This window comes from Salinibacter ruber DSM 13855, from assembly GCF_000013045.1.
GTDB classification, from domain to species: domain Bacteria; phylum Bacteroidota; class Rhodothermia; order Rhodothermales; family Salinibacteraceae; genus Salinibacter; species Salinibacter ruber.
The window spans coordinates 2,133,654-2,156,389 of the sequence record NC_007677.1 but is presented as its reverse complement, the minus strand read 5'-3'; the positions used below and the strand labels follow the sequence as shown (position 1 = coordinate 2,156,389).

Here is a 22,736-nt window from a genome sequence, read left to right as displayed (position 1 = left end):
GAGCGTGCCCCCTGTACATTCCCTTTGCCAAACTGCCATTCGTCTCGTGCCGACCGATTCCCTTCGTGTTCTCCAGTACGGCCTCGGCCCCATCGGGCAGGCGGTCGCCCGGACGGTGCTCGAAAAGGAGCCTCTGACCCTCGTCGGGGCGGTGGACATCGATCCGGACAAGGCGGGGCGCGACGTTGCCGATCTGGTCGACGGTGAGGCCTCGTCCACCGGCGTTCACGTATCCGACGACGCCGAATCAGCCCTGGCCGACACTGCGCCCGACGTGGTGCTCCACACCACCACCTCTTTTCTGGAGGGCGTGACCGACCAACTGGTTCAGTGCGCCCGGGCCGGCGCCCATGTCGTCTCCTCCACCGAGGAGCTCTCGTTCCCCCACCACCGGTCGCCCGACACGGCCGATCGGCTCGATCAGGTTGCGCGGGCGGAAGGGGTCGCGCTGGTGGGCACCGGCGTGAATCCCGGCTACGCCATGGACACCGTGCCCCTCATGGCGACGGCGGGGTGTACCGACGTGCGGGCCGTGCACGTCGAGCGAGTCGTCGACGCGGGGGAGCGGCGCGAGCCGCTCCAGGCGAAGGTCGGGGCCGGGCTGTCTCCGCAGGCCTTTGACGAGAAGAAGGAGGGGGGAGGCTTCGGGCACATCGGGCTCTGCGAGTCCCTGCGACTGGTGGCGGACGAACTCGGGTGGCCGGTGGAGGACATTACAGAGAAGCTCCGGCCGGTCCGTGCCGACGGGCCGGTCGATACGGGCGTCCGGCAGGTGGCGGCCGGGCAGGTGGCGGGCATTCACCACACTGCCGTGGGGCAGGTTGGTGGTGAGTCGCGGCTGAGCCTCGACCTCAAGATGTATGTCGGCGCGGACGCGTCCTACGACGCCGTGACGGTGGACGGGGACCCGCCCATCAACCTCCGGTTCCAGGGGGGGATCTTTGGGGATACCGCCACGGTGGGTATGCTGGTGAATATGGCCCCGCGGGTCGCCGCCGCCCCGCCCGGGCTGCATACCATGGCCGACCTGCCCGTACCCCGCGCCTTCGCGACGAGTCCTGCGGCGGAGGCCTGAGAAACGAGAGGCGCCCGCATGAGCCGCTACGTTCAAATCCCCGGTCGGTCTCGTGACCATTCTGCACCGCGATGAGCACCTTTTGGTCGTCAGCAAGCCGCCCGGACTGCTTGCCCAGCCCGACCAGACCGGCGATCCGGACGTCGTCTCGCGCGGCAAAGAGATGCTGTCCGACGAGACGGAAGGGGCGCCGTTTCTTGGGCTGGTGCACCGGCTCGACCGGCCCGCCTCGGGGGTGATGGCCCTGGCACGGTCGCCGGAGGCCGCCCGAGAGCTGTCCCGGCAGTTTCGGGAGCGGCTGGTCGAGAAGCGGTACGTGGTGGCCGTGGAGGGCACACTTCAGGGCATCGGGGCGTGGACGGACTACATCGCGAAGCCCGACCGGCAGCCCCGGCTCGTCGATCCCGATCATCCCGAGGGCAAGCGGGCCGCCCTCGACTGGCAGGTGCTCGAATCGAGCAGTGCCCATACGCTCCTCCAGGTGACGCTTCAGACCGGGCGCTCGCATCAGATTCGCCTTCAGGCCGCAAGCCGGGGCCACCCGGTGGTGGGGGACGACCGGTACGGCGCGTCGGATTCGCTGCCGGACCGTGCCGTTGCACTGCACCACGTTCTCCTGCGGGCCGACCATCCTGCTCGCCCGCGCCGCGAGACCTTCGTGGCGCCGCCCCCGACGCACTGGTCGGGGGTGCTCACCGACGCCATGGACACGGTGCTCCACCGAATGCTCGACCGCGAGCAGCCGTCCTGACAGCCAGGGGCAAGAGGGGGCAAGAAGCGTCGGCTGTCCCGGGGCCCGGTCCGTCACGCGTCTTCCGATCTCTCCGAACGAATTGCAGTCTACGATCATGGGCGATGATTTCGACCGTCTCGAGACCCTCCGCGAGGACCCGCGGGACGACCTTCCGATGGCACACCGCATGAAGCGGTTCGTGGAGGCCTTGCAGCTCCGAATGACCCGGGCCTTCGACGACCTCGACCCGGGGGCTTCGTTCGAGGTGGATCGCTGGTCCCGGGACGAGGGCGGCGGCGGCATCACGGCGGTGATCGAGGGGGGCGACGTATTTGAGAAAGGGGGCGTGAATACCTCCGCGGTCCACGGCCCGCTGCCGGAGCGGATGGCGCGCGAGTTTGACGTCGAGGAGGCCCCGTTCTACGCCACGGGCCTCTCCCTGGTGATGCACCCCCGCTCGCCGTACGTCCCCACCGTCCACGCCAACTTCCGGTATTTTGCGCTGGGCGACGACCTCATGAATCCGGTGGACCAGTGGTTCGGCGGCGGGGCCGACCTTACGCCGTACTACCCCCGCCTCGACGACACGCAACACTTTCACCGGGTGTGGAAGGAGGTGTGTGATCGGCACGAGGGGGCCGACTACGCCGCCTTCAAGGACAAGTGTGACGACTACTTCTATCTGGACCATCGAGACGAGGCGCGGGGCGTGGGCGGCATCTTTTACGACTACCTCCGCGAAGATCCGGAAGGGCTGTTTTTCTTTACGCGGGAGGCCGGCCGCGCCTTTCTGGAGTCGTATCTTCCCATCGTGAAGCGACGCAAGGACACGGCCTACGGGCAACAGGAAAAGGCGTACCAACGCATCCGTCGGGGGCGGTACGTGGAGTTCAACCTGGTGTACGACCGAGGGACCAAGTTCGGGCTGGAGTCCGACGGCCGTACGGAGAGCATTCTCATGAGCATGCCGCCGCAGGTGCAGTGGCCGTACGATTATACGCCGGAGCCGGGCACGCCCGAGGCCGACGCGCAGTGGTACTTCACGGCCCGGGATTGGCTTTCGGTGACGGAGGCCGAGGCCCCGGACAGCACCACGTGAAGACCCTGCTGAGAGGGTGTTTTAGGGCGAATTTCAACGCGTCTCAGGAACGGGAGGGAGGGGCCAGCGCTCAATTTACCACAGTCACTCTACCCCCTATCTCGGTCCCTGAGTTTCCGCTCGGCCCGTATGACTCCGCTCGACATTCTGCGTGCCCATGAGCCCGGTCAGTGGACGCGTCCCGAGGATTGTGCCTCCCGAACCCCCCTCCCGATTGACGAGGGCGACCGCGTAGGCGTCGTGCTGTTCAACCTAGGCGGGCCGTCGACCCTGGGGGAGGTCGAGCCGTTTCTGTACCGCCTGCTGATGGACCCGCTTCTCCTCGATGTTCCAGTGGGGGGGCGGATGCGTCGATGGCTGGCCAGGTCGGTCGCCTACCTTCGGGCCGGAACGCTCCGTGAGCACTACGAGCTCATCGGGGGCGCCTCGCCCGTGCCTCGTCTGGCCCGGGAGCAGGCCACGGTGCTCCAGGACCACCTCGACGCCCGCTACGGAGGCCCGGCCGGTGTGGGGGTTCGCGTGTACTCGGCGATGCGGTACGGGCGTCCGTTCCCGGAAAAGGTGGCGGCCGACATGGAGGCCGATGGGGTGGACAAGGTTGTGCTGGTGCCCTCGTACCCACAGTACGCCGCCGGCACGACGGGCTCGGCGCTTGCGTACTGGAAGGCACTGGGGGCGAGGGGGGAGCGTCCGTCCTGGCCCACGACCGTCGTGCCCGAATACGCCGCCAATCCGAAGTACGTGCAGGCCGTTTCGGAACGGATCGACGAGGCCCTGCAGCGGTTCCCGCGACATGTGCGCGAGGAGGTCGCACTCGTCTTCAGTGCGCACGGTTCGGTGTTCGACGCGCAGGGGCCGCGCAAGCCCCCGTACTGCTGCCACGTGCACTCGACCGTGGATCGGGTGATGCAACACCGAGGGCGAGACCGGCCCTTCCGCACGGCCTTCCAAAGCCTAATGGGGCCGAACCACTGGCTCACGCCCTCGACCCCGGACACAATTGCCGCCCTCGCCGAGCAGGGCCACCGCGCAGTGCTGGTCGTTCCCATTGCCTTCGTGACCGACCACGTCAACGTCCGCTACGACCTCGACGTGGACGTGCGCGAGACGGCGTCGGCACACGGAATTGACTACTTCGAAGTGACGGCCGGCCTAAACACCCATCCGCTGTTCATTGAGGCACTCGGGGAGGCCACCATGGCGCAGCTCGACGTGCCCATCGACACGAACCAACGCCGCCACGGAGGGGACGGCCACGCCCAGACCTATCCGCTCCGGCCCCTTCAACAGCTTCCGCGCCACAAAGTGACCCGCGACGGCGCCTGCCCGACCTGTGGACGGCAGTGGGGGGCACGACGATGGACGCATCCCGACCGCCCGACCCAGTCGGCAACCGCCACCGACCGCCCCGCCTCGCCCCCCGACGAACGATCAAGTCCCCTCGCAGAGTCGCGGTCGAAGGAAGACCCGTAGCGGTTTGTCCGGGGGGCGGTCCAGCATATTTTCCGCATTCACCTGCTCGCCGACGATGAGCCTTTCGCCGTCCGACGAATTGTTGCGCACCCTGGCGCCCGTTCCCGTCTCCAGTCCCGTTCTGGACCTGGGATGTGGGGCGGGAGACCACACCGAGGCCCTTCTGCGCCTCGGGTTTCCCGTCCACGCCTGCGACCCCCGGCCGGAAGCGGTGCAGGACACGCAGGCCGTCGTTCGCGATCTGGTCGATGCGGAGACCGCGGAGACGTGCGTCCAGCAACTCTCCCTACAGGGGCTCGACGAGCTGGAGGCGACCTTCGACTGGGTCATTGCCGACCGGACCGAGGCCCTGGTCGACTCGCCGGCCGACCTCGCAACGCTCCTGAACAAGAGCCAGAATGTGCTAGCGCCCGGCGGATGGGTGTATCTCACCGTTCCGGCGACGACGGAGGGCCCCGACGGGGCGTCCCACGACGACACTGTAACTCGTTTTGCACCGGCGGACCTCGACACCGAGGCTTTGGATATAGCACTGGTGGAGTCCCAGGCCCCATCTCGCGTCGAAGAGAACGGAGAGGTTCGGGTTCACGCCCTCTACCGACACGTAAAGCGGCCGACCCCCAAATGACCGCGGCCGAGACGCTGCGCCGCGGGCCCACGACGGCTCCATCCTGCTCGTCACTGTTTGACCGACCACGCCACTGATGCCATGGAAGTTGCTCCCTCCGACGTTGACCTGCGGACCAGCCGCCGGTTCTACGAGCGTGCTCAGCACTCCATCCCGGGCGGCGTGAACTCCCCCGCCCGTGCCTTCGACAGCGTGGGGGGGACCCCGCTTTTCATCGAACGCGCCGAGGGGGCGTACCTGGAGGACGCTGACGCGAACGAGTACCTCGACTACGTCGGCTCCTGGGGCCCGATGATTTTTGGACACGCCCACCCGGACGTAGTGGAGGCGGTTAAGGATCAGGCCGAGGCGTCCACCTCCTTCGGAGCCCCCACCGAGATTGAGATCGAGGTGGCCGACCTGGTCTGCGACCTCGTCCCGTCCGTCGAGAAGGTGCGGATGGTGAACTCGGGCACGGAGGCGACCATGAGTGCCGCCCGATTGGCGCGAGGGTACACGGGCCGCGATAAGATCATCAAGTTTGAGGGCAACTACCACGGCCACGGCGACTTCTTCCTGATTTCCGCCGGCAGTGGGGCGATGACCCTCGGCAAGCCCGACTCGCCCGGCGTGACCGACGGCAACGCAAAAGACACGCTGCTGGCCCAGTACAACGACCTGAGTCACGTCCAGCGGCTCGTGGAGGCCAATCAGGGGGAGGTGGCCTGCATCATCGTGGAGCCGATTGCCGGCAACATGGGCTGCATCCCGCCGGAGCCCGGATTCCTGGAGGGGCTGCGGGAGCTGTGCGATGCCCACGACATTGTGCTCGTCTTCGACGAGGTCATGACGGGCTTCCGGGTGGCGCCAGGCGGCGCCCAGGAGCGCTACGGCGTGATTCCGGACCTGACCTGCCTCGGCAAAATCATCGGCGGGGGACTGCCGGTCGGGGCGTACGGCGGCAAGCAAGAGATCATGGATTACGTGGCCCCGACGGGCCCGGTCTACCAGGCCGGCACCCTGAGCGGCAACCCCCTGGCCATGCGGGCCGGGCACGCCATCCTCTCAAAAATTGCCGAGGAGAAGGATCGCATCTACGACCAGCTAGAGGACTACGCGGAGGCCCTGCAGAAGGGCACGGAGCACAACCTCGACGCGCTGGGGCTGGACTACACGACGCATCAGGTGGGGGCGATGGGGAGCCTCTTCTTCACGGACGCGGAGGTCGTAGACCAGGACACGGCCCAGACCGCGGACACGGAGGCCTACGCCGCCTACTTCCACGCCATGCTGGAGGAGGGGATTTATCTTCCCCCGTCCCAGTTCGAGGCGGTGTTCTACGGCACCTGCCACGGCGAGGACGAGCTGGAGACGACCCTGGAAACCCAGCGCCGCGCCCTCAAGCGGGTCCACTCGTAGCAGGCCGCCCCGCTACTTCCTCTCGCGTCTTCGAGCCGAACATGGACGACCGCACGTCTTCTGGGGGGCAGCTTTTCGGGGTTGATCGGCGCGTGCTTGCGCTCGCCCTCGCCCGCATGGCGGACGCCGTGGGCAACTCGTTTCTCATCATCGTGCTGCCGCTCTATGTGGCCAGCGAGGCGGTCGGGGGGCGCATCTTTGGCGTTCCCGCCTCGATGGTCGCGGGCGTCGTCCTCGCACTGTTTGGCATCGCGAGCAGCATCGCACAGCCGCTGGCCGGGCGCCTGTCCGATCGGGCCGGCCGCCGAAAGATCTTCGTGATCGGGGGGCTCGTGGTCCTCGGGGCCATCAACCTGGCGTTCGCCGCGGCCACGGCCTACTGGCACCTCTTCGTGCTGCGGGTGGTCCAGGGCCTCGCGGCGGCCTTCACGATCACGGCGAGCCTGGCCATCGTCAACGAGCTGAGCGACGCGGGCAGCCGGGGCGGCAACATGGGCGTGTACAATTCCTTCCGCCTCATCGGCTTCGGGGCCGGTCCCCTCTTGGCGAGCGTGCTCCTTGAGATGGGGCCGTTCACGATGCCGGGCGGGGCGGAGGTGACGGGGTTCGAGGCGACGTTCGCCGTGGCCGCGGCCACGGCCTTTCTGGGAACCGGCCTTGTGGGGGTGCTCGTGCAGGATCCCGAGGGCACGGCCCCCACGGAGCGGCGCCTGGCCCTCCGGGTCTGGGACCGGTCGGGATCGGGGTGGCGGCTCGACACCATCTTCGCGTTGGGGGTCGCGACCCTCATCATGGCGAGCTGCATGGCGCTGCTGTCCGCCATCGAGCCGGAGGTGAATGCCCGGCTGGGGCAGGGGCCGTTCCTCTTTGCGGTCGAGTTCGTGGCCCTCATTGCGGCCCTTGCGGCCCTGCAGCCCGTGGTGGGACGGGCCAGCGACCGGATGGGGCGCAAGTGGTTCATCGTGCTCGGGCTGATGGGGCTCGTCCCCACCACGCTGCTACAGGGCGTCGTCGGGGCGCCCTGGCAGATGATCGTGGTGCGGATGCTACAGGGCGGGGCGGGCGCACTGGTGTTTGCCCCGGCGCTGGCCCTGGCGGGTGATCACACCGAGCAGGGACAGTCGGGGGCGCAGCTGGCCGTCCTGACCGTGGCGTTTGGGCTCGGCATCTCATCCGGCCAGCTGATGGCGGGCTTCTTCGTATCGTTCGGGTTCATCGTGCCGTTTGGGATTGGCAGCCTGCTCGCGGTGGGCGCCGCGGTGTTGGTGGGCACACAGGTCGACGAGGCCGAGCCGGCCCCGTCCGCGGCGTAAGCGGGGCGTTTCGGGCGGGCCACGGTGGGGCCATCCCCATAAGACCCAATAAAGAAGCCCGCCCCGAGCCAGGGGACGGCTCCGAGCGGGGGCCATTCAGGCGCAAGCGGGGAGGGGTCACTCCTCCGTCCGCTCCAGAAGAAGGTTCTTCAGCTTCTCAAACTCGTCTCGTTCGAACGAGAGGCTGTACTTCCCGGGCTCCTTGTCCTCCCCCACTTCGGTGAGCGGCTCTACGTCCGACGACTGGACCACCTCAATGAAGTCCTCGGGTTCCATTTCGAAGGCCCCGGCAAAGTCCTCGGCCGTGGCGGCGTAAATGCCACCGTACGACTTGATCTCGCCCGTCGAAAAGTCTTCGGCGTCCTGCGGCTTGAAGCTAACTCCACGCATGAAGGCGGTCTGGGTTGGTGGTCGTCATGGTGAACCGTTTGTTTTGGAGATCAATTGATTGTCCGATAAAAAGTTTCTCTTTTCGGCAGGGCATCGGCCGGCTGTGCGGAGTGCGCCGCTAATGGCGGTCCGCTACCAGACGTGGCCTTCACATTCTGAGGGCGCTTCTTTACATTCTGGAGAGTCACCCTTCCCAGACACAGCAGGCCGTGATGCTCTCCATCCGCCGAATTCTCTGGCCCACCGACTTTTCGAAAGGGGCCGACCGGGCGTTCCCACATGCCGCGGCCCTCGCGTCCTGGCACGAAGCGGAGCTACACGTGCTCCACGTGACGGAGGGCCGATCGGGAAACGCACCGGACGCCGACATCCCGATTCCCAAGTCCACCCTGTCCTCGCTTCTGTCGGGGGACGGGGACCCTCCGCCGCACGTTGACCTGGACGCCCTCACACTCGTGCAGGAGCAGCGGGAGCATCGGTCGCCGCCCGAGGCGATCGTGGGATACGTCGAGGAGCAGGAGATTGACCTCGTCGTGGCGGGGACGCGCGGGCGCCGCGGCCTCCAACGCCTGCTTATTGGCAGCGTGGCCGAGGAGGTGCTCCGCACGGCCCCCTGTCCGGTTCTCACGGTGCGGGGGGCGGCGGACAGGGCCCCGGCCTGGGCCGTGCGCAACATCCTCGTGCCCGTGGACTTCTCGGATGCCTCGCTGGAGGCGCTCCGGCACGCGAAGGAGCTGGCCCTGACCTACGGGGCACAGATCACGCTGCTTCACGCGGTGGAGGAAGTGATCTACCCGTCCGCCTACGGGGTGGAGCCCGCCAATCTGCCGGGGCCGCAGGTCATCGAACGGGTAGAAGGAAGCCTCGCCGAACTCGTCCAGGCCGAGGTTGGGCACGAGCACGCCACCGTTGAGGCCAAGGTCGGATACGCCCCGTCCACCATTCTCGATTACGCCGAGATGAACGAGGTAGACCTCGTGGTCATTGCCACCCACGGCCGAACGGGCTTCGAGCGGATGCTATTGGGAAGTGTGGCGGAGCGGGTGCTGCGCCGCGCCCCCGTTCCTGTGTTTACCGTCCCGTCCTTCGGGAAATCACTGCTCCCGGCGTCCGACGACTCCTAATCCCCTTGCTTTGTGATGCCCCATCGCATCTTGGTTCCGACAGACTTTTCGCCCAGTGCTGAGGCCGCGCTGGCCCACGCCGGGGCGCTGGCCGATCGGTTCGGGGCGCCCCTTCACCTGCTTCACGTCGTGCACCAGACCAACACCGACCTGTACGGACTGGGCACTGCGGAGGCGCACACCGATCGGCTGCGAGAAGAGGCGGAGGCGAGTGCCCGAGCCCAACTCGCGGAGCTCGCCCCCGAGAGGGCGGCGCAGGAGGTGCATACGGCCGTCGCCCAGGACCCGGACGGAAGCGTGGTCGGTGCGATCGAGGAATACGTGCTCGATTCCGAAATCGACCTCGTGGTGATGGGCACGCACGGCCGCCGGGGGCTCGGCCGCCTCATGCTGGGCAGCGTCGCCAACCGGCTCGTGCGGCGCGGGGTGGCCCCGGTCCTCACGGTCCGTCGGGGGGACGACGGAGCGACGCCGCCGGTAGCGTACGACAACGTCCTCGCGCCCATTGACTTTTCGGATCACTCGAAGACGGCGCTGCGCCGGTCCAAAGAGGTGGCCTCGCGGTACGGGGCGAGACAGCAGCTTCTGTTCGTCGCCGAGACGCGCGTTCAGCCCACCTTCAGTGACACGGGCATTCCGGGGGTGAGCGTCGTGGAGATGGATCCGGAGATTGTGGCCAACGCGGAGGAGGCCCTCGATGAATTGAACGCGTCCGTGGGCGGACCGGGGGTGCCCACCACCTGTCACGTGGAGGAGGGCGATGTCGCACAAACCATTGTTGACGTTGCGGACGCCCGCGAGGCAGACCTGATCGTGATGGCCACGCGCGGGCTGACTGGCATCGACCGGTTCGTTCTGGGCAGCAATACGGAACGTGTTCTGCGCACCGCCCCGTGCCCGGTTTTGACCGTCCCCGCCTCCGTGGACGGGGACCCCAACGACTAATCGTCACTGCTCCCAACACCCCTTGCACATGCTTCCCGACGAATCTATCGACGAAATCAAAGCGGCCGTCCAGGCCTGCGACGACGCCCGGGCGGCCCTGGTAGACGCCCTGGACGACGCCGACGCGGCGGACGACGCGTTGGCCGATTCGGCGGCCCTAGAGCCCGTGGGCCAGGCGCTTGCCGACTGGCGGGACGCGCAGGCACGGTTCATGGCCGCGGTCGACGCCGCCGACGCCTCCGACCCCGCCACCACGGCGCTGCTCCTTAAGACGAATCACGGGGTCGATGCCTCCAACGCGCGCTGCGGCATTCCGGGAACGGACGTGGAGGGGGCGGACCAGCCGTTTCCGCTCGATCTGACGGGGGCGAAGGGCATGCTGGTCACGCAGGCGGCGACGGAGCACCTCGACTAGAGGACGCTCCGCCGTTGAGGGCGTCGCGGAGCGCTCGGGCGGCGTCGGCGGCGGCGTTGGCATAGTTGGGCCCCTCGGAGGCGTAGAGGATGCTGCGGCTCGAATTGACGAGTACAGGTCCCTCGTCGGTCGCCGCCGCGTCCATGACGGCCGCCGCATCGCCCCCCTGCGCCCCGACGCCCGGCACCAAAAAGGGAAGGGACGGGCACAGGGACCGGAGGTCCTGCAGCGCCGCGGGGGCCGTTGCACCGACCACGAGGCCGGCCCCCCCGGGGGCGTCCGCATTCCACGCCTGTACCCGCCGCGCCACGTGCCGGTAGAGGGGCGTGCCGTCGCAGGTGCAGGCCTCCTGCAGGTCGGCGGCCCCGTCGTTGGACGTGCGGGCGAGGACGAACGTGCAGGTGCCCTCGTGCTCCAGAAAGGGCATCACACTGTCCCGGCCTAGGTACGGCGAGACGGTGCAGGCGTCCAGCCCCAGCTCCTCGTAGATCGACGCGGCGTAGTGGCGGGCCGAGTGGCCGATGTCGCCGCGCTTGGCGTCGCCCAGCACCAAGCAGTCGTCGGGGATTGTCGTCACCACCTGGTCCAGGACGGTCAGGCCCGCCGGGCCCAAGGCCTCGAAGAACGCGAAGTTGGGCTTGAACGCGCAGGCGTAGGGGGCGGTCGCCTCCACGATGGTCGTGCAGAAGGCGCGTACGGCGTCCGTGCGGAGCCGGCCGTCCTGGAGAGAGGGCGGAAACCGCGCGGGGACGGGGTCGAGCCCCACGCAGAGTGCCGTCTCTTTCTGGGACTGAAGACGGCGGAGGCGGCGGGAGAAGGAAGTCGACATGCGTCTGCTAGACTGATCGGAAGGACGCGCCGTCCAAACGTAGCGGTTTGGTCGGGCGCACGCAACCCCCCGTCCGGTCCAAAAAGGCCCTGAGAATTCCGATTGGGGAAAGCCTGTGGAAGGAACCGAATGCAAACAGGCAATTACCAGTTTTGGAACCTGATGGAAGCCCTTTCAAGGCGCCCCTCAGACATGATGGGGGCTCGGGAAATGTCGCTTCGGACTCCCGTTGGGTATCGTTGGCCGACGCCCGCCGACGCCCGCCGACGCCCTTCACGTCTCGCACACAAACCACTCCGACCAACCATGGCAGACCAAGGACTCAGTGACATCAAAGGGGTCTCCGAAGAGGACCAGAAAATGATTGAGAACATCGAGACGATGATGGGCCCCGAGCCGGAGGACATGGGGTTTATCAAGAACGCCTTCTGGGGGCGCCTCCGCGACGACCTCTTGTTTCCTTACCCCCAGGAAGGAGACGAGGAGCGAGAGCGGTGTGATGCCCTGCTGGAGGAGCTCGAAGCGTACCTGGAAAACGAGCACCCGCGGGTCGAGATCGACCAGGAGCAATACATTCCGGAGTGGGTGATCGACCGGCTGTTCGACATGGGTGTGATGGGGATGATCATCCCGGAAGAATACGGGGGACTTGGGCTCGGGGTCACGAGCTACAACCGGGTGCTGGAGATGATCGGTCGCTACTGCGCGTCCACGGCCGTCATGGTGTCGGCGCACCAGTCGATCGGCTGCAAGGCGATCGTGATGTTCGGAACGGAGGAGCAGAAGGAAAAATACCTGCCCCTTGTCGCCCGGGAGGAGCTGAGTGCCTTCTGCTTGTCGGAGCCGAACGTGGGGTCCGACGCGGCGGCGCAGGAGTCCTTCTCTGTGAAGACGGACGACGGCGACTACATCCTGAATGGCGAGAAGAAATGGTCCACCTCGGGCGCCATGAGCGGGCTGTGCACCGTTATGTGCAAGAACATGGTGCCCAACCCCGAGACGGGCGAGCTGGAGCAGCAGGGCGTGAACGCGCTCATCGTGACGCCGGACATGGACGGGGTGGAGGTGTTTGAGAAGAACCGCGCGAAGACCGGCATCCGCGGGACGTGGCAGGCCCGCTTCCGCTTCAACGACGTCCGCGTCCCGGAGGAGAACGTCCTCCACGAGGAGGGGGCAGGCCTGAAGGTCGCACTCTCGTGCCTCAACTACGGGCGGTGCACGCTCAGTGCGGGCGTGACCGGTGCCGCCAAGGCGGCGCGGGATCAGGGTATCAAGTGGGCCCAGACGCGCTACCAGTTCGAGCGGCCCCTGGCGGATTTTGAGCTCGTGAAGCAGAAGATCGCCCGCATGTCGGCGGTGACCTACGCGATGGACGCCATGCTCTACATGATGACGGGGCTCCTCGACCAAGGGGAGGACGACATTATGGTAGAGACGGCCATCACCAAGGTGTTTTGCTCCGACTTCGGGTGGAACGTCATTGACGAGGCGCTGCAGGTCATGGGCGGGGAGGGCTACATGACCGAACACGAGCTGGAGCGGGCGTGGCGCGACAACCGCATCCACGGCATCGTGGAGGGCTCCAATGAGGTCATGCAGTCCTTCATCTTCGCGTACGGCGGAAAGCAGCTCGCCGAGAAGATGGTGTCGATCCAAGAGGCGCTGCTGTGGGACTCGGACGAGTCGATCGGCGACAACCTCTCGCGCATTCTGACGGCCGCAACCACGCCGGCGGTGATTAAGAAGGCCCTGCCGATGGGGGCCCAACTGTTCCTCGGGCTGAAGCCGCGTGCGCCCGAGATCAACGGCGTCCACCCGGCCCTTCAGGAACAGGCCGACACGCTCGCGTCGCTCGTCCAGAAGCACTCCCACTACTTCAAGCTCGTAAGCAAGTGGGAACGGGAGGACGTGGTAAAGCACCAGGCCCAGCAGGCCCGTGTGGCGGACAATGCCATTTACCTCTTCGCGCTCGCATCGTCGCTCTCGAAGATGGACGACCAGCTTCGCTCCGGCGAGTTCGGGCCGGAATTCGAGCGGGACCGTGCCGCGTTTGAGTACCTCTTCGAGTGGTTCAGGCGCAAAATCCACCGCAACTTCGGCAGGATGCGCGACAATGCGGACGAGAGCATGCGAGACGCCGCGGAGGCCGCCCGTGCGCACAGCGACACCCTGCCCAACGACGACTTCTACATCCACGAGGGCAGTCCCCTGGGGCGCGACGCGGGCAAAGAGCACCCGCAGGAGCACATCCCGCAGTTTGAGGGGGAGGGCGAGGACCCCCGCGCGGTGGACCGCGAACCGGGCGACACCGACGACCTCGACCTCGACGAGATGGTCGACGACATGACCGAGCCGGTGGACCGGGGCGACGGGGCGCCCGAAGAGTCCACTGCGGCCCCCAACCCGGAGGACAACTAACCGCCAGGCATCGGCGCGTCGCCATACGGACGAAGCAAAACTGCGCAGTGTCGGGGACGGCCCGGCACTGTGCTTTTTTGTTTTGGGCGTAGCAGGGCCCGACGGGGAATGGCTGCGCCTTCCCCCCATCAATCCCCCTCCCCCCATCGCGGACCGGCAGACGCCGCGGGGACGAATCGTGCCGGTGCCGCGTGCATTGGTAGTGTACCGACGCGCATCCTCTCTCGACGCTCCACTGCAGGCCTTCGCCCCATGCAATCCCTCTATCTCGTGTACCTTGATCGGCATCACCTTGGGGACGAGCTCTTCCTCAAATCGTTGGCCCAGCACTTCTCCAATGCGGGGACGGACGCGCCGACCTGCGTCCTGGTGCACGGAAGCGGCGAGAAGGTCGAACGCACCCTGGAGGCGCAGGGCTATTTCCCGGAGCGCAGCGGCGGAGTGATTGACGTGGAGACCGAAGACCAGCGGCGGCTGGTGGAGCGGGCCGTGCGGGAGGTCAACCAGGACATTGTGGCGGCACTCACCGACGAGGTCGTCTCCACCGTGGGGATTCAGGGCGTGGATCGCGGTCTGTTTCGGCTGGGCGACGATGCCTCCCTGCAGGCGGCCAACGTGGGATGGCTATCGGCCCTTCTCAAGCAACACGTCGTTCCGGTCGTGTCCGCCCTCGTCGAGGCCTCGGACACCGGAACCGTGCACGAAGTGGGTACGGAGGCGGCCGTGCGGGCATTGGCGCGGGCGCTGGGGGAGGCGTTTGAGCCGGAGATTTGCGTGCTGACGACCGCCGACGTTGCAGGGGTGCCCGACGAGACGGGCGGGGTGCAGTCGGAGATTGAGAGCACGGCCCTGGGCGATCACCCGGTTCCGGAGCCGGCCGCCGTGCGCCGCCTGGTGGAGACGGAGGTGCCGGTCCGGGTCACGAACCTGCAAGGGTTGTTTAGCGGCAGTGCGCCCACGGGGACGCGGGTCCGGCCGGAGCCGCCGCCCGAATGAGCCCACCGATTGAACCTTCTGACAAATCAGACGCGGACGCAATCGGGACCGTACTCCGGCCGAGATCCGGCTTGACAGCGGCTGAGGGGGCCATTATGTTCTTGCTGCACAATCGAATCATTCACGCTCACATTTGTTGAGGTTATCGCATGAGTACATTTGAGGAACGCTACAGCGAGCTGTCCGAAACCCTTGAGGGTGCCGAAGAGGACCTGATGAAGTTTTACGAGAAGGGCAACAAGGCCGCCGGCACACGCGCCCGGAAGAGCCTCATGAAGCTGAAGAAGTTGTCCCACGAAATCCGGCAAGAAATCCAGGACATTAAGAACGAAGAGCTTTAGCTTCTCAGGGGCCAATCCGTCCCCCCGATCGCCACACTTCTGGAGCGCACGGGTGGGGCGAATTGGTCACCGATCCGACGTTTCACGTCGCGGAAGAAGCCCTTGCTTTTTGTCGGCAAGGGCTTTTTGCGTTGAGGAGCGGCCTTGACTGCTGACGGCTGGTCGTAGTGTTGCCGGCTGGTCTCGTTTTATTTTTTCTCTAGCTTTCCGACGCGATGCCCTATCACCCCATTTCTAGCGCCCTCGCAGTCCTTTGTCTTTTCCTGGTGGGACTCCCCGTTTCGGCCCAGCCGGGACTGCCCTCGCTCCCCAATCCCCAAGAGAGCCCGACCTCCGATACGGCCGACGCGGAGTGGGACTCAGAACTGACCGGCAAGATTTCCGTCTCGCAGGCCGCGTATCGCAACTGGCAGGAGGGAGGAGTCAACTCGCTGTCGTTCACGACCTCGCTGGACGGGGCCACCGAGCGGAAGGGGGACCGCTGGGCGCAGGCGTACACCGCACGGTTCGCCCTCGGCTACATCAACCAGGAAGATCAAGAGGTCCGGAAGGCGGAGGACCGGATCCGCCTGCAGGCCAACCTGCAGTATCAGGGGGACGGCTTTTTCAACACGTTCAGTCCCACCCTGGCCGGGGACCTTCGGACGCAATTTGCGCCTGGGTTTGCGTACTCCGACAACCCGTATGAAGATGAAGCGGGTGTGGACCCCAACAACCCGCGGATCGGCGAGGACCCTCCCGTTCGAACCTCCTCGTTTTTTGCCCCGGGGACCGTCACGGAGTCGATCGGTCTTACCTACGATCCACTCGATCCGCTCTCGCTCCGGTTGGGCGTTGCCGCGAAGCAGACGGTCGTGGCTGAACCGGACTTTCGGGTCCTCTACGGGGTAGATCCGGACAATCTGGTGCGGTCGGAGGCCGGAGGACAGTTTTCTGCAAACCTGGACCAGCAGCTTTCCGAAAGCATCCGGTACCGGTCGCAACTCGACGTCTTCTTTGCCGTGAACCAGCTCGACAATCCCCCCGATGCCGTCTGGGACAATGTCATCAACCTCCAGGTGAACGACTGGATTACCACGGACCTGGAGTTCGTGGCACTCTTCGACGAGGACACCTCCAGCGCAATCCAGATCAGGGAGGCCATATCGGTCGGGGTGTCGTTTACGCTCCTGTAGGTTCCCAGCGTTTTCGTTTCGTCTGCCGTTGATGCATCAATGCGTCGCGCCGCCGCCGCGTATCTTGTGCTGGGCCTGTTGTTGGCCCCGATCCCTCTCCTCAACGTGTTGCAGGCCGAGTCCGCCGCGGTGGTGGCCCTGGCGGCCTATTTCATCAGCGGGGGGGCGGCCGTTCGGGCGTTCGACGCCACGTCGATGTCGGTGTGGCAGGTGATGGGGCGCCAGGCGGCGGCCCTTCTCGTCCCGCTCGCGGTACTCCTGCTTGCGCAGGCCTGGGCGCCGAATTGCACCCTGGGACAGGGACTTCTCTTCTACGTCCTGTTCCCGGGGATCACGGTCGTGTTCGCGGTGGCGGTGGCGTATCTGCTTCGGGGACTGCCGGTGTCGCGACCGGGGTGGGTGCTGAGCGGCCTCGGGGGGCTTCTCGTCGTGGCCGGGCCGCTCTACGACCTGGGCCTGCATCCGCAGTTCTACACCTACAATCATGTCTTCGGGGGCGTGCTGGGGCCCATTTACGACGAGCAACTGGCCGTTCGCCCGGGGCTCTTTGCCTTTCGGGGCCTGACGCTGCTCTGGGCCCTGCTGGCTGTGCTCCTCGGGCACCGGGTGCGGGGGCGCGGGTCTTGGGGGGCCGTTCTTGCGTGTGCCCTCGTCCTTGGAACAGGGTACGCGTTCTCCGCTGCCCTCGGGATCAACACGACGGCGGCCTCCCTGCAGGAGCGCCTCGGCGGGCACACGCGGACGCCCCACTTTGACCTCTACTACGATTCGACGCAGGTCGACGCGGCCGCCGCCGCGGACCTCGCCGCCGCCCACGAGGCAGAGTACGACTGGGTGCGGCGCCGGCTGGGCCTGGAAGCCGACGCGGAACGCCCTCGAATCCGGAGCTACATCTACCCGAATCCGGACACGAAAGGGCGTCTCACCGGCGCCCGCACGACGAGCGTGACGCCGGTGTGGCTCGACACCCCGCAGGTGCACCTGCTCCGCGATCGGGTGTCGCAGAGCCTGGGCCACGAGCTGGCACACGTCGTCAGTCGTCCTTACGGCTTGCCCGGGCTAAAGGCCTCCTGGGCACCGGGACTCATCGAAGGATGGGCGGTGGCCCTGGAGCCGCCGTCGCCGGGGCCGCCCCCCGATGACCTCGTCCGCACCGCGGCCCAGTCCGACACGACGACCACGCTCGCCGCCGAGGCGGGAGCGGTGGCACAGCGGCTGTCGCCCTGGGGCTTCTGGACGAGCCGGGGGCCCGTCTCGTACGCCACGATGGGATCGTTCGTCCGGTACCTGCTCGACCAGTACGGCGCGGCCCGGCTCAGGCGCGTCTACGCGTGGGGGAATTTTGAAACCGTGTACGGACGGTCGCTGGGCACGCTCGCAACCGAGTGGGCGGCCCATCTTCGTCGGGCGCCCGCCGTGTCGCGGGCGGCCCACGATGTGGTCACCCGGCAGTTTACGCGCCCGTCCCTCTTCGAAACCGACTGTCCTCACTATGTGCCCCCGGCGCGGCGGCACTACCAGACAGCGCAGCGGGCCGCGCGGCGCCGCGACACCACCGAGATGGTGCAACACCTGGCAAGAGCCCTCGACGCACAGCCGCGGTACGCGGCGGCCCACGCGGCGTTGGCCCGCCACCGGCTCGCCCAGGGACGACCGGACGCCGTGTGGCGCCAGATCGACACGCTCTCGGTGGCGGCCCGGACGGTTCCGCTCCAGGTTGCAGGGGCCGACGCGGCTGTGCTGCGACGGGCCCCGGACACGGCCCGGGCGCTGTACGCCCAAGCCCGGGCACAGGCGCCGGACTACGCCCACGACCTTCGGGCCCGCCTCGCCCTCCGGGACGCGATCGCCGACCGTCCCTCCGTCGTTCGGGTGCTCACGAGTGCAGGCTCCGCAGCCGCGCAGGCCCGCCGCCTGGCGGACACGGGGGCCCAGGACGCCGAGGTACGGGCTTGGCGGGCGGTCCGGTGGATGGACGCGCGGCGGTACCGCCGCGCACTGCCCCTGTGGGAGGGGCTGGGCGTGCCGGTACGTGCCGGTCGGCCGCGGGCCTGGCACCGGACATGGGAACTGCAGCGTGCGGCGTGGGGGGCCAAGGCGGCCCTGCGGGCGGACTCGACGGCGGCGGCGCGGCGATGGGCCGCCGGGGGGGCACGCCGGGCCCGGGCGCTCGGGGACGAGGAACGAGCCTCCGTCTTTGCGTGGTGGGAGAGGCGGGCAGTCGATTCGGGGACCCCGAACCGGGCCGGTCGGCCTCGCCGTCCGGTCCCGAACCACGCCTCTCGACTGCTGGTTGGGTCAAGCAAATCCCCAACGGAGACTTCTCGGTGTAACAGTGCCCCTTTCGCCAACCACAATGAGCCACGCAATCGGTAATATGCGCGTCGTCTCCCGTTGGGCGTTTGGGCTCCTCGTTTGTGTCGTGGCGGTCGCTCTGACGATGGGGTGCAAGTCGACGGAGGAGGCGGAACAGGCCGACTCGTCCGCTCCGGCTTCGGCAACAGTTCAGCCCGAATTGGCCCCGCCGTCCGCCTCGGTCCGTACCGTTCAGTTGTATCAGGGGGACGACGAGCAGAGCCTGCCGGTCACGTCGATGACGGGGGGAGACGGCCTGACCCTAGAGTTCGATCTCTTGGCGGCGGAGGGGCGCCCGCTTTCCGTCTATTTTCAGCACGCCGACCGGACGTGGCGCCGAGACCTCTCGCCGGGACAGACCCTGGAATCGTTCCAGGACGATCGCCTCGTCGACTACCGCCCGTCTCGGGGGACGAAAGTGCCGTACGTGCACTACCGGTACCGTTTCCCCAACGACGACATTCGGTTCCGGATCAGTGGCAACTACGTTCTGCGGGTGACTGAGCGGGGGCGCCGGGACTCGGTTCTTTTCGAACAGCCGTTCTTCGTGACGGAGGGGGAAGGGGGCCTCCAGTTGGACGCCGAGGGGCTTCCGGTACCGGGGCAGCAACAGCCCTCCGTCCGTCCGCGTGCCCGCTTTGCCCCGCCGTCCGCGATTCGAGGCGACCCGTTCGGGCACGCCGTGTGCTTTGTCCGGAACGGCCGCCTCGCGGACACCCGGTGCGAGGACCGTCCGCTACTGGTGCGCCAGCCCAAACTGGAATTTGAACTGGAGCGGGATCGGGCCTACGCCCCCGCAACGGCGGAGTACAAGGTCGACCTCAGCACACTCCGGTCGACCGCCCAGATTGCCCGGGTGGAACGCACCCCGTCGCCCATCCGGGTGTTCTTGGATCCCGACTACGCCCGCTTCACGGAGGCGTCGAGGGGGCCGGCCCTCAACGGACAGACGGTCGTCCGGGGCGCCTTCTCGGCCCAGGCGGACCCGGGCATTACCGCCGAGTACGTGGAGACCACCTTTGCCTTCGTGCCCGCCGGCGAAGCGCCCTACCGAGCCCCCCTGGTGGTGGCCGGAAGCTTCAGCGGGATGGACCCGGCCCAGGGCACCTCCATGGACTGGAACGCGCGGGAGGGGCGGTACGAGGGGCGCGTCCTCCTCAAGCAGGGCCGCCACCAGTATTTCTACTCGACGTCGGACCCGAGCCTTGCGGAGGAGATGCGCCGAACGCAACCCCGACGGGCCAGTACCTACACGGCGTTTGTCTACTACCGAGATGCCCAATACAACACCGATCGCCTGCTCCGCGTGGGCGGGGTTCGGCCCTAACCCCACAAGAGAGACGCCCCATCCCGCATGGAATGGGGCGCACGTTCCGGGATGGGACGAGCGGGGACAGCCCTTATCCGATGACCACGACGTCCTGGGCGTTGGGCCCCTTGTCCGTATGCCCGACCGTAAATTCGACCCGATCGTCCTCGTCGAGACTCTTGAAGCCCTCCGTGTCAATCTCGCTGTAGTGGACAAACAGATCCTCGTCTCGGTCCTCAGCGACGATGAACCCGTAGCCCTTCTCGTTGCTGAACCACTTGACGGTTCCCGTTTCGCGCTCTGCCATGGTGCTGCTGAAAGGTCAGTCGAAAGAACGTATGCTGCGCGGCAGAGCATCCGCAGTCCGATGCACACACCACGATGGCGTGGCGCCAGATGTGAATGGTCTGCCATCTGAGATCCATTATATAATTTTCAAAACTCGAAGTCAATTTTTCCAGCAAAAGAACGTGAGGGCGGCTGGTTCAAGAACCCATCCCGGTCTCAAAATCGTCCCGCCGTTCATAAATTTGTTCGCGTCAGCATGTCGTTTGCGTTAACGAGCCTCGTCGACGAAACCCCCACCTTCCGGGCGCACGGCACGGTCCGCTCTCCGATTGAGTCGGCCTGTGCACAGCACCCCGATGTTGCGACCTTTCGTGAGTTGGGCTCAAGCGAAGACGGGACCATGCTCTACGGGGCGGTGGTGGGCACCGGGCCGATCACGGTAAGCCTCATTGCCGGAAACCACGCGGACGAGCCCGTGGGACCGGAAACCCTTCGGTCCTTTCTCATCAACGGGCTGGCGCGGCGGGACGACATGGAATCGTTGCTTCGGCGTTTCCAGTTCGTGGTCGTGCCGCACACGAACCCGGACGGGGAGGCGCGCAACCGGGCCTGGATGGAGGCGTGGCCGGACCTGGAGGCGTACCTGATGGAGGCCGTTCGGGAAAACCCGGGGCGCGACATGGAGTACGGATTCCCGGACATGCGCCCTGAGAACACGCACGTCTCGGCCTTCTTGCGGGAGCACGGCCCGTTCGACCTTCACGCCAGCCTGCACGGCATGTCGGCGGGAGAGGGCGCGATGCTGCTCATCAACCGGCCCTGGACCTTCCGCACGCAGTCGCTTCGGGACGACTTTGCGAGCGCCGCCGCGGCGAAAGGACTGCCCCTGCACGACCACAACCGGAAGGGGGAGAAGGGATTCTTCTGGATCGAGCCGGGCTTCCAGACCACCCCGCGCGGCGATGCCATGCGGACGTACTTCCGGGCCCGGAGCGATGCCGCGATGGCCGAGCGGTTCCACGACAGCTCGATGGAGTTTGTCGCGTCGCTGGGGGGCGACCCGCTCTCGCTCGTGACGGAACTCCCTCTATTTCTTATTCGCGGCGAGGAGGGCGACGGACACCAGCCCACACGGTACCTCAAACTTCGGGAGCGCCTGCCGGACATCAAGGCGCGGCTCGATCGGGGCGAAGACGTGGACGAGCTGCTCGCGCCGTTTGACGTCCGTCCCGTCCCGCTCAAGACGGCGATGCACCTGCAGTTTCGGGCCTTGGAGCTGGGGCTTCGGGCCGTTGCGCCGGACTATACGTCGTGAACTGTCTTCTCAGCACGGACCAGAATCACAAATGTCTGCACTCATCTACGGCGCCTACGGCTACACGGGGCAACTGATTGCCCGGGCGGCGGTCGAACGCGGGCTCCAGCCCGTACTGGCGGGCCGAAACGCCGATCGACTTGCGGAGCTGGGCGCGGCCCTGGATCTCCCGACCCGAACCGTGTCCCTATCGGACCCGGAGCGGCTCCGGACGGCCCTCGACGGGATCTCCGTGGCCCTCCACTGTGCGGGGCCCTTCGTCCGCACGGCCCCGCCGATGATTGCCGCGTGCCTGGAGACGGGGACCCACTACCTGGACCTGACGGGGGAGGTGGACGTGTTTCGGCGGCTGGCCGACCGCGGCGCGGACGCCGAGGCTGCGGGCTGCATGGTGCTTCCCGGCATTGGGTTTGACGTGGTGCCGAGCGACTGTCTGTCACGCTTCGTGGCGGCACATACCCCGGACGCCGACATCCTTGAGGTGGCGCTGTACGCCGAGGGCACGGTGTCGCAGGGCACCCTCAAGACGCTCATCGAGCAGATGGGGCGGGGCGGGGTGGTGCGCCGGGAGGGGCGGCTCCACGACGTGCCGCCGGGGTGGACGAGCCGGAACGTCGACTTCGGGGACCGGCGCCGCGGGGTCACGTCCATCCCCGAGGGCAGCGTTGTGACGAGTGGGGTCTCGACCGACGTGCCCAACGTCACCGCCTACATTGCCGTGCCGCTCCTCGTCCAGTCGCTGCTCCGGGCCAGCCGGCACGTGCAGGGGATTTTGACGTGGCCCCCCCTGAAGCAACTCCTAAAACGGCTCGTGGAGCAGGGCCGTCCCGGCCCGTCCGCCGAGGAGCGCCAGCAGGGCCGCACCGTGGTCTGGGCCTCGGCACGGGGCTCGGAGGGAGGCGTCACGACCGCCCGGCTCCACGGGCCGGAGGCCTACACCTTCACGGCACGGTCCGCGGTGGAGGCCCTCCAGCGGGTCCTCGATGGAACCGCCCCCGCCGGGTACCAGACGCCGGCCACCGCCTTCGGGGCGGACTTTGCACTCGCCGTGGACGGAACGTCGCGACAAATCGTTGAGGAGCCATCGAGGGCGTAGGGCGCCTCTCCTCCGGTTGGC

21 protein-coding genes are annotated in these 22,736 nt (G+C 67.1%); 18 read left to right on the top strand and 3 right to left on the bottom strand.

Features of this window, described 5'->3' with window-relative positions; genetic code table 11:
• The first annotated feature begins 46 nt into the window (after window positions 1-46).
• The 7 genes from SRU_RS09210 (at window position 47) to SRU_RS09180 (ending at window position 7,719) form a co-directional block, all read left to right on the top strand.
• Window positions 47-1,075: an oxidoreductase gene (locus SRU_RS09210; RefSeq protein ID WP_011404488.1), complete on the top strand. Its 1,029-nt coding sequence runs from the start codon at window positions 47-49 to the stop codon at window positions 1,073-1,075.
• A 52-nt stretch (window positions 1,076-1,127) separates the two neighbouring features.
• Window positions 1,128-1,826, top strand: coding sequence for an RluA family pseudouridine synthase (locus SRU_RS09205; RefSeq protein WP_011404487.1), 699 nt, complete (start codon window positions 1,128-1,130; stop codon window positions 1,824-1,826).
• A gap of 97 nt (window positions 1,827-1,923) precedes the next feature.
• Complete coding sequence (gene hemF, locus SRU_RS09200; RefSeq protein ID WP_112904167.1) at window positions 1,924-2,907, top strand: oxygen-dependent coproporphyrinogen oxidase; 984 nt, start codon at window positions 1,924-1,926, stop codon at window positions 2,905-2,907.
• Window positions 2,908-3,036: 129 nt separating this feature from the next.
• Window positions 3,037-4,380: a ferrochelatase gene (gene hemH, locus SRU_RS09195; protein WP_011404485.1), complete on the top strand. Its 1,344-nt coding sequence runs from the start codon at window positions 3,037-3,039 to the stop codon at window positions 4,378-4,380.
• 55 nt (window positions 4,381-4,435) lie between these two features.
• A complete protein-coding gene (locus SRU_RS09190) occupies window positions 4,436-5,008 on the top strand; it encodes a class I SAM-dependent methyltransferase (protein ID WP_013062196.1) in 573 nt (190 codons plus the stop codon).
• Window positions 5,009-5,089: 81 nt separating this feature from the next.
• Window positions 5,090-6,406: a glutamate-1-semialdehyde 2,1-aminomutase gene (hemL, locus tag SRU_RS09185; RefSeq protein ID WP_013062195.1), complete on the top strand. Its 1,317-nt coding sequence runs from the start codon at window positions 5,090-5,092 to the stop codon at window positions 6,404-6,406.
• A gap of 41 nt (window positions 6,407-6,447) precedes the next feature.
• A complete protein-coding gene (locus tag SRU_RS09180) occupies window positions 6,448-7,719 on the top strand; it encodes an MFS transporter (RefSeq protein WP_013062194.1) in 1,272 nt (423 codons plus the stop codon).
• 117 nt (window positions 7,720-7,836) lie between these two features.
• Here the strand turns inward: SRU_RS09180 and SRU_RS09175 are convergent, their stop codons facing one another.
• Window positions 7,837-8,109, bottom strand: a complete 273-nt coding sequence (locus SRU_RS09175) for a hypothetical protein (RefSeq protein ID WP_011404482.1) — start codon at window positions 8,107-8,109, stop codon at window positions 7,837-7,839.
• A 212-nt stretch (window positions 8,110-8,321) separates the two neighbouring features.
• On the opposite strand from SRU_RS09175, the gene SRU_RS09170 reads away from it, so the two are divergent.
• Genes SRU_RS09170 through SRU_RS09160 form a run of 3 tightly spaced genes read left to right on the top strand, consistent with a single transcriptional unit; the run spans window position 8,322 to window position 10,593 of the window.
• Window positions 8,322-9,233 carry a universal stress protein gene (locus SRU_RS09170; protein ID WP_011404481.1) on the top strand — a complete coding sequence of 304 codons (912 nt, stop codon included), beginning with the start codon at window positions 8,322-8,324 and terminating at the stop codon, window positions 9,231-9,233.
• A gap of 15 nt (window positions 9,234-9,248) precedes the next feature.
• Window positions 9,249-10,178: a universal stress protein gene (locus SRU_RS09165; protein WP_011404480.1), complete on the top strand. Its 930-nt coding sequence runs from the start codon at window positions 9,249-9,251 to the stop codon at window positions 10,176-10,178.
• A gap of 28 nt (window positions 10,179-10,206) precedes the next feature.
• Window positions 10,207-10,593: a hypothetical protein gene (locus SRU_RS09160; RefSeq protein ID WP_011404479.1), complete on the top strand. Its 387-nt coding sequence runs from the start codon at window positions 10,207-10,209 to the stop codon at window positions 10,591-10,593.
• Here SRU_RS09160 and pyrF read toward each other — a convergent pair.
• Window positions 10,562-11,422: an orotidine-5'-phosphate decarboxylase gene (pyrF, locus tag SRU_RS09155; RefSeq protein WP_112904163.1), complete on the bottom strand. Its 861-nt coding sequence runs from the start codon at window positions 11,420-11,422 to the stop codon at window positions 10,562-10,564. The genes SRU_RS09160 and pyrF overlap by 32 nt on opposite strands.
• A gap of 306 nt (window positions 11,423-11,728) precedes the next feature.
• Here pyrF and SRU_RS09150 point away from each other — a divergent pair, with 306 nt between their 5' ends.
• The 6 genes from SRU_RS09150 (at window position 11,729) to SRU_RS09125 (ending at window position 20,034) form a co-directional block, all read left to right on the top strand.
• Complete coding sequence (locus SRU_RS09150) at window positions 11,729-13,840, top strand: acyl-CoA dehydrogenase family protein (RefSeq protein ID WP_081580696.1); 2,112 nt, start codon at window positions 11,729-11,731, stop codon at window positions 13,838-13,840.
• A gap of 252 nt (window positions 13,841-14,092) precedes the next feature.
• Window positions 14,093-14,836 (top strand): acetylglutamate kinase, encoded by a 744-nt coding sequence (locus SRU_RS09145; protein ID WP_011404476.1) that lies wholly within the window; start codon window positions 14,093-14,095, stop codon window positions 14,834-14,836.
• 149 nt (window positions 14,837-14,985) lie between these two features.
• A complete protein-coding gene (locus tag SRU_RS09140; protein ID WP_011404475.1) occupies window positions 14,986-15,177 on the top strand; it encodes a histone H1 in 192 nt (63 codons plus the stop codon).
• A gap of 266 nt (window positions 15,178-15,443) precedes the next feature.
• Window positions 15,444-16,352 carry a DUF3078 domain-containing protein gene (locus tag SRU_RS09135; protein ID WP_231847081.1) on the top strand — a complete coding sequence of 303 codons (909 nt, stop codon included), beginning with the start codon at window positions 15,444-15,446 and terminating at the stop codon, window positions 16,350-16,352.
• A gap of 39 nt (window positions 16,353-16,391) precedes the next feature.
• A complete protein-coding gene (locus SRU_RS09130; protein WP_112904161.1) occupies window positions 16,392-18,728 on the top strand; it encodes a hypothetical protein in 2,337 nt (778 codons plus the stop codon).
• 1 nt (window position 18,729) lies between these two features.
• Window positions 18,730-20,034, top strand: a complete 1,305-nt coding sequence (locus SRU_RS09125; protein ID WP_162713381.1) for a type IX secretion system plug protein domain-containing protein — start codon at window positions 18,730-18,732, stop codon at window positions 20,032-20,034.
• 73 nt (window positions 20,035-20,107) lie between these two features.
• On the opposite strand, the gene SRU_RS09120 is transcribed toward SRU_RS09125, so the two are convergent.
• Window positions 20,108-20,323, bottom strand: a complete 216-nt coding sequence (locus SRU_RS09120) for a cold-shock protein (RefSeq protein ID WP_011404471.1) — start codon at window positions 20,321-20,323, stop codon at window positions 20,108-20,110.
• A 237-nt stretch (window positions 20,324-20,560) separates the two neighbouring features.
• Between SRU_RS09120 and SRU_RS09115 the strand changes: the two genes are divergently transcribed.
• Together SRU_RS09115 and SRU_RS09110 are read left to right on the top strand one after the other, a co-directional pair.
• Window positions 20,561-21,619, top strand: coding sequence for a M14 family zinc carboxypeptidase (locus SRU_RS09115; protein WP_011404470.1), 1,059 nt, complete (start codon window positions 20,561-20,563; stop codon window positions 21,617-21,619).
• Window positions 21,620-21,650: 31 nt separating this feature from the next.
• On the top strand, window positions 21,651-22,715 hold the full coding sequence (locus SRU_RS09110) for a saccharopine dehydrogenase family protein (RefSeq protein ID WP_112904159.1): 1,065 nt from the start codon (window positions 21,651-21,653) through the stop codon (window positions 22,713-22,715).
• Window positions 22,716-22,736: the final 21 nt, after the last annotated feature.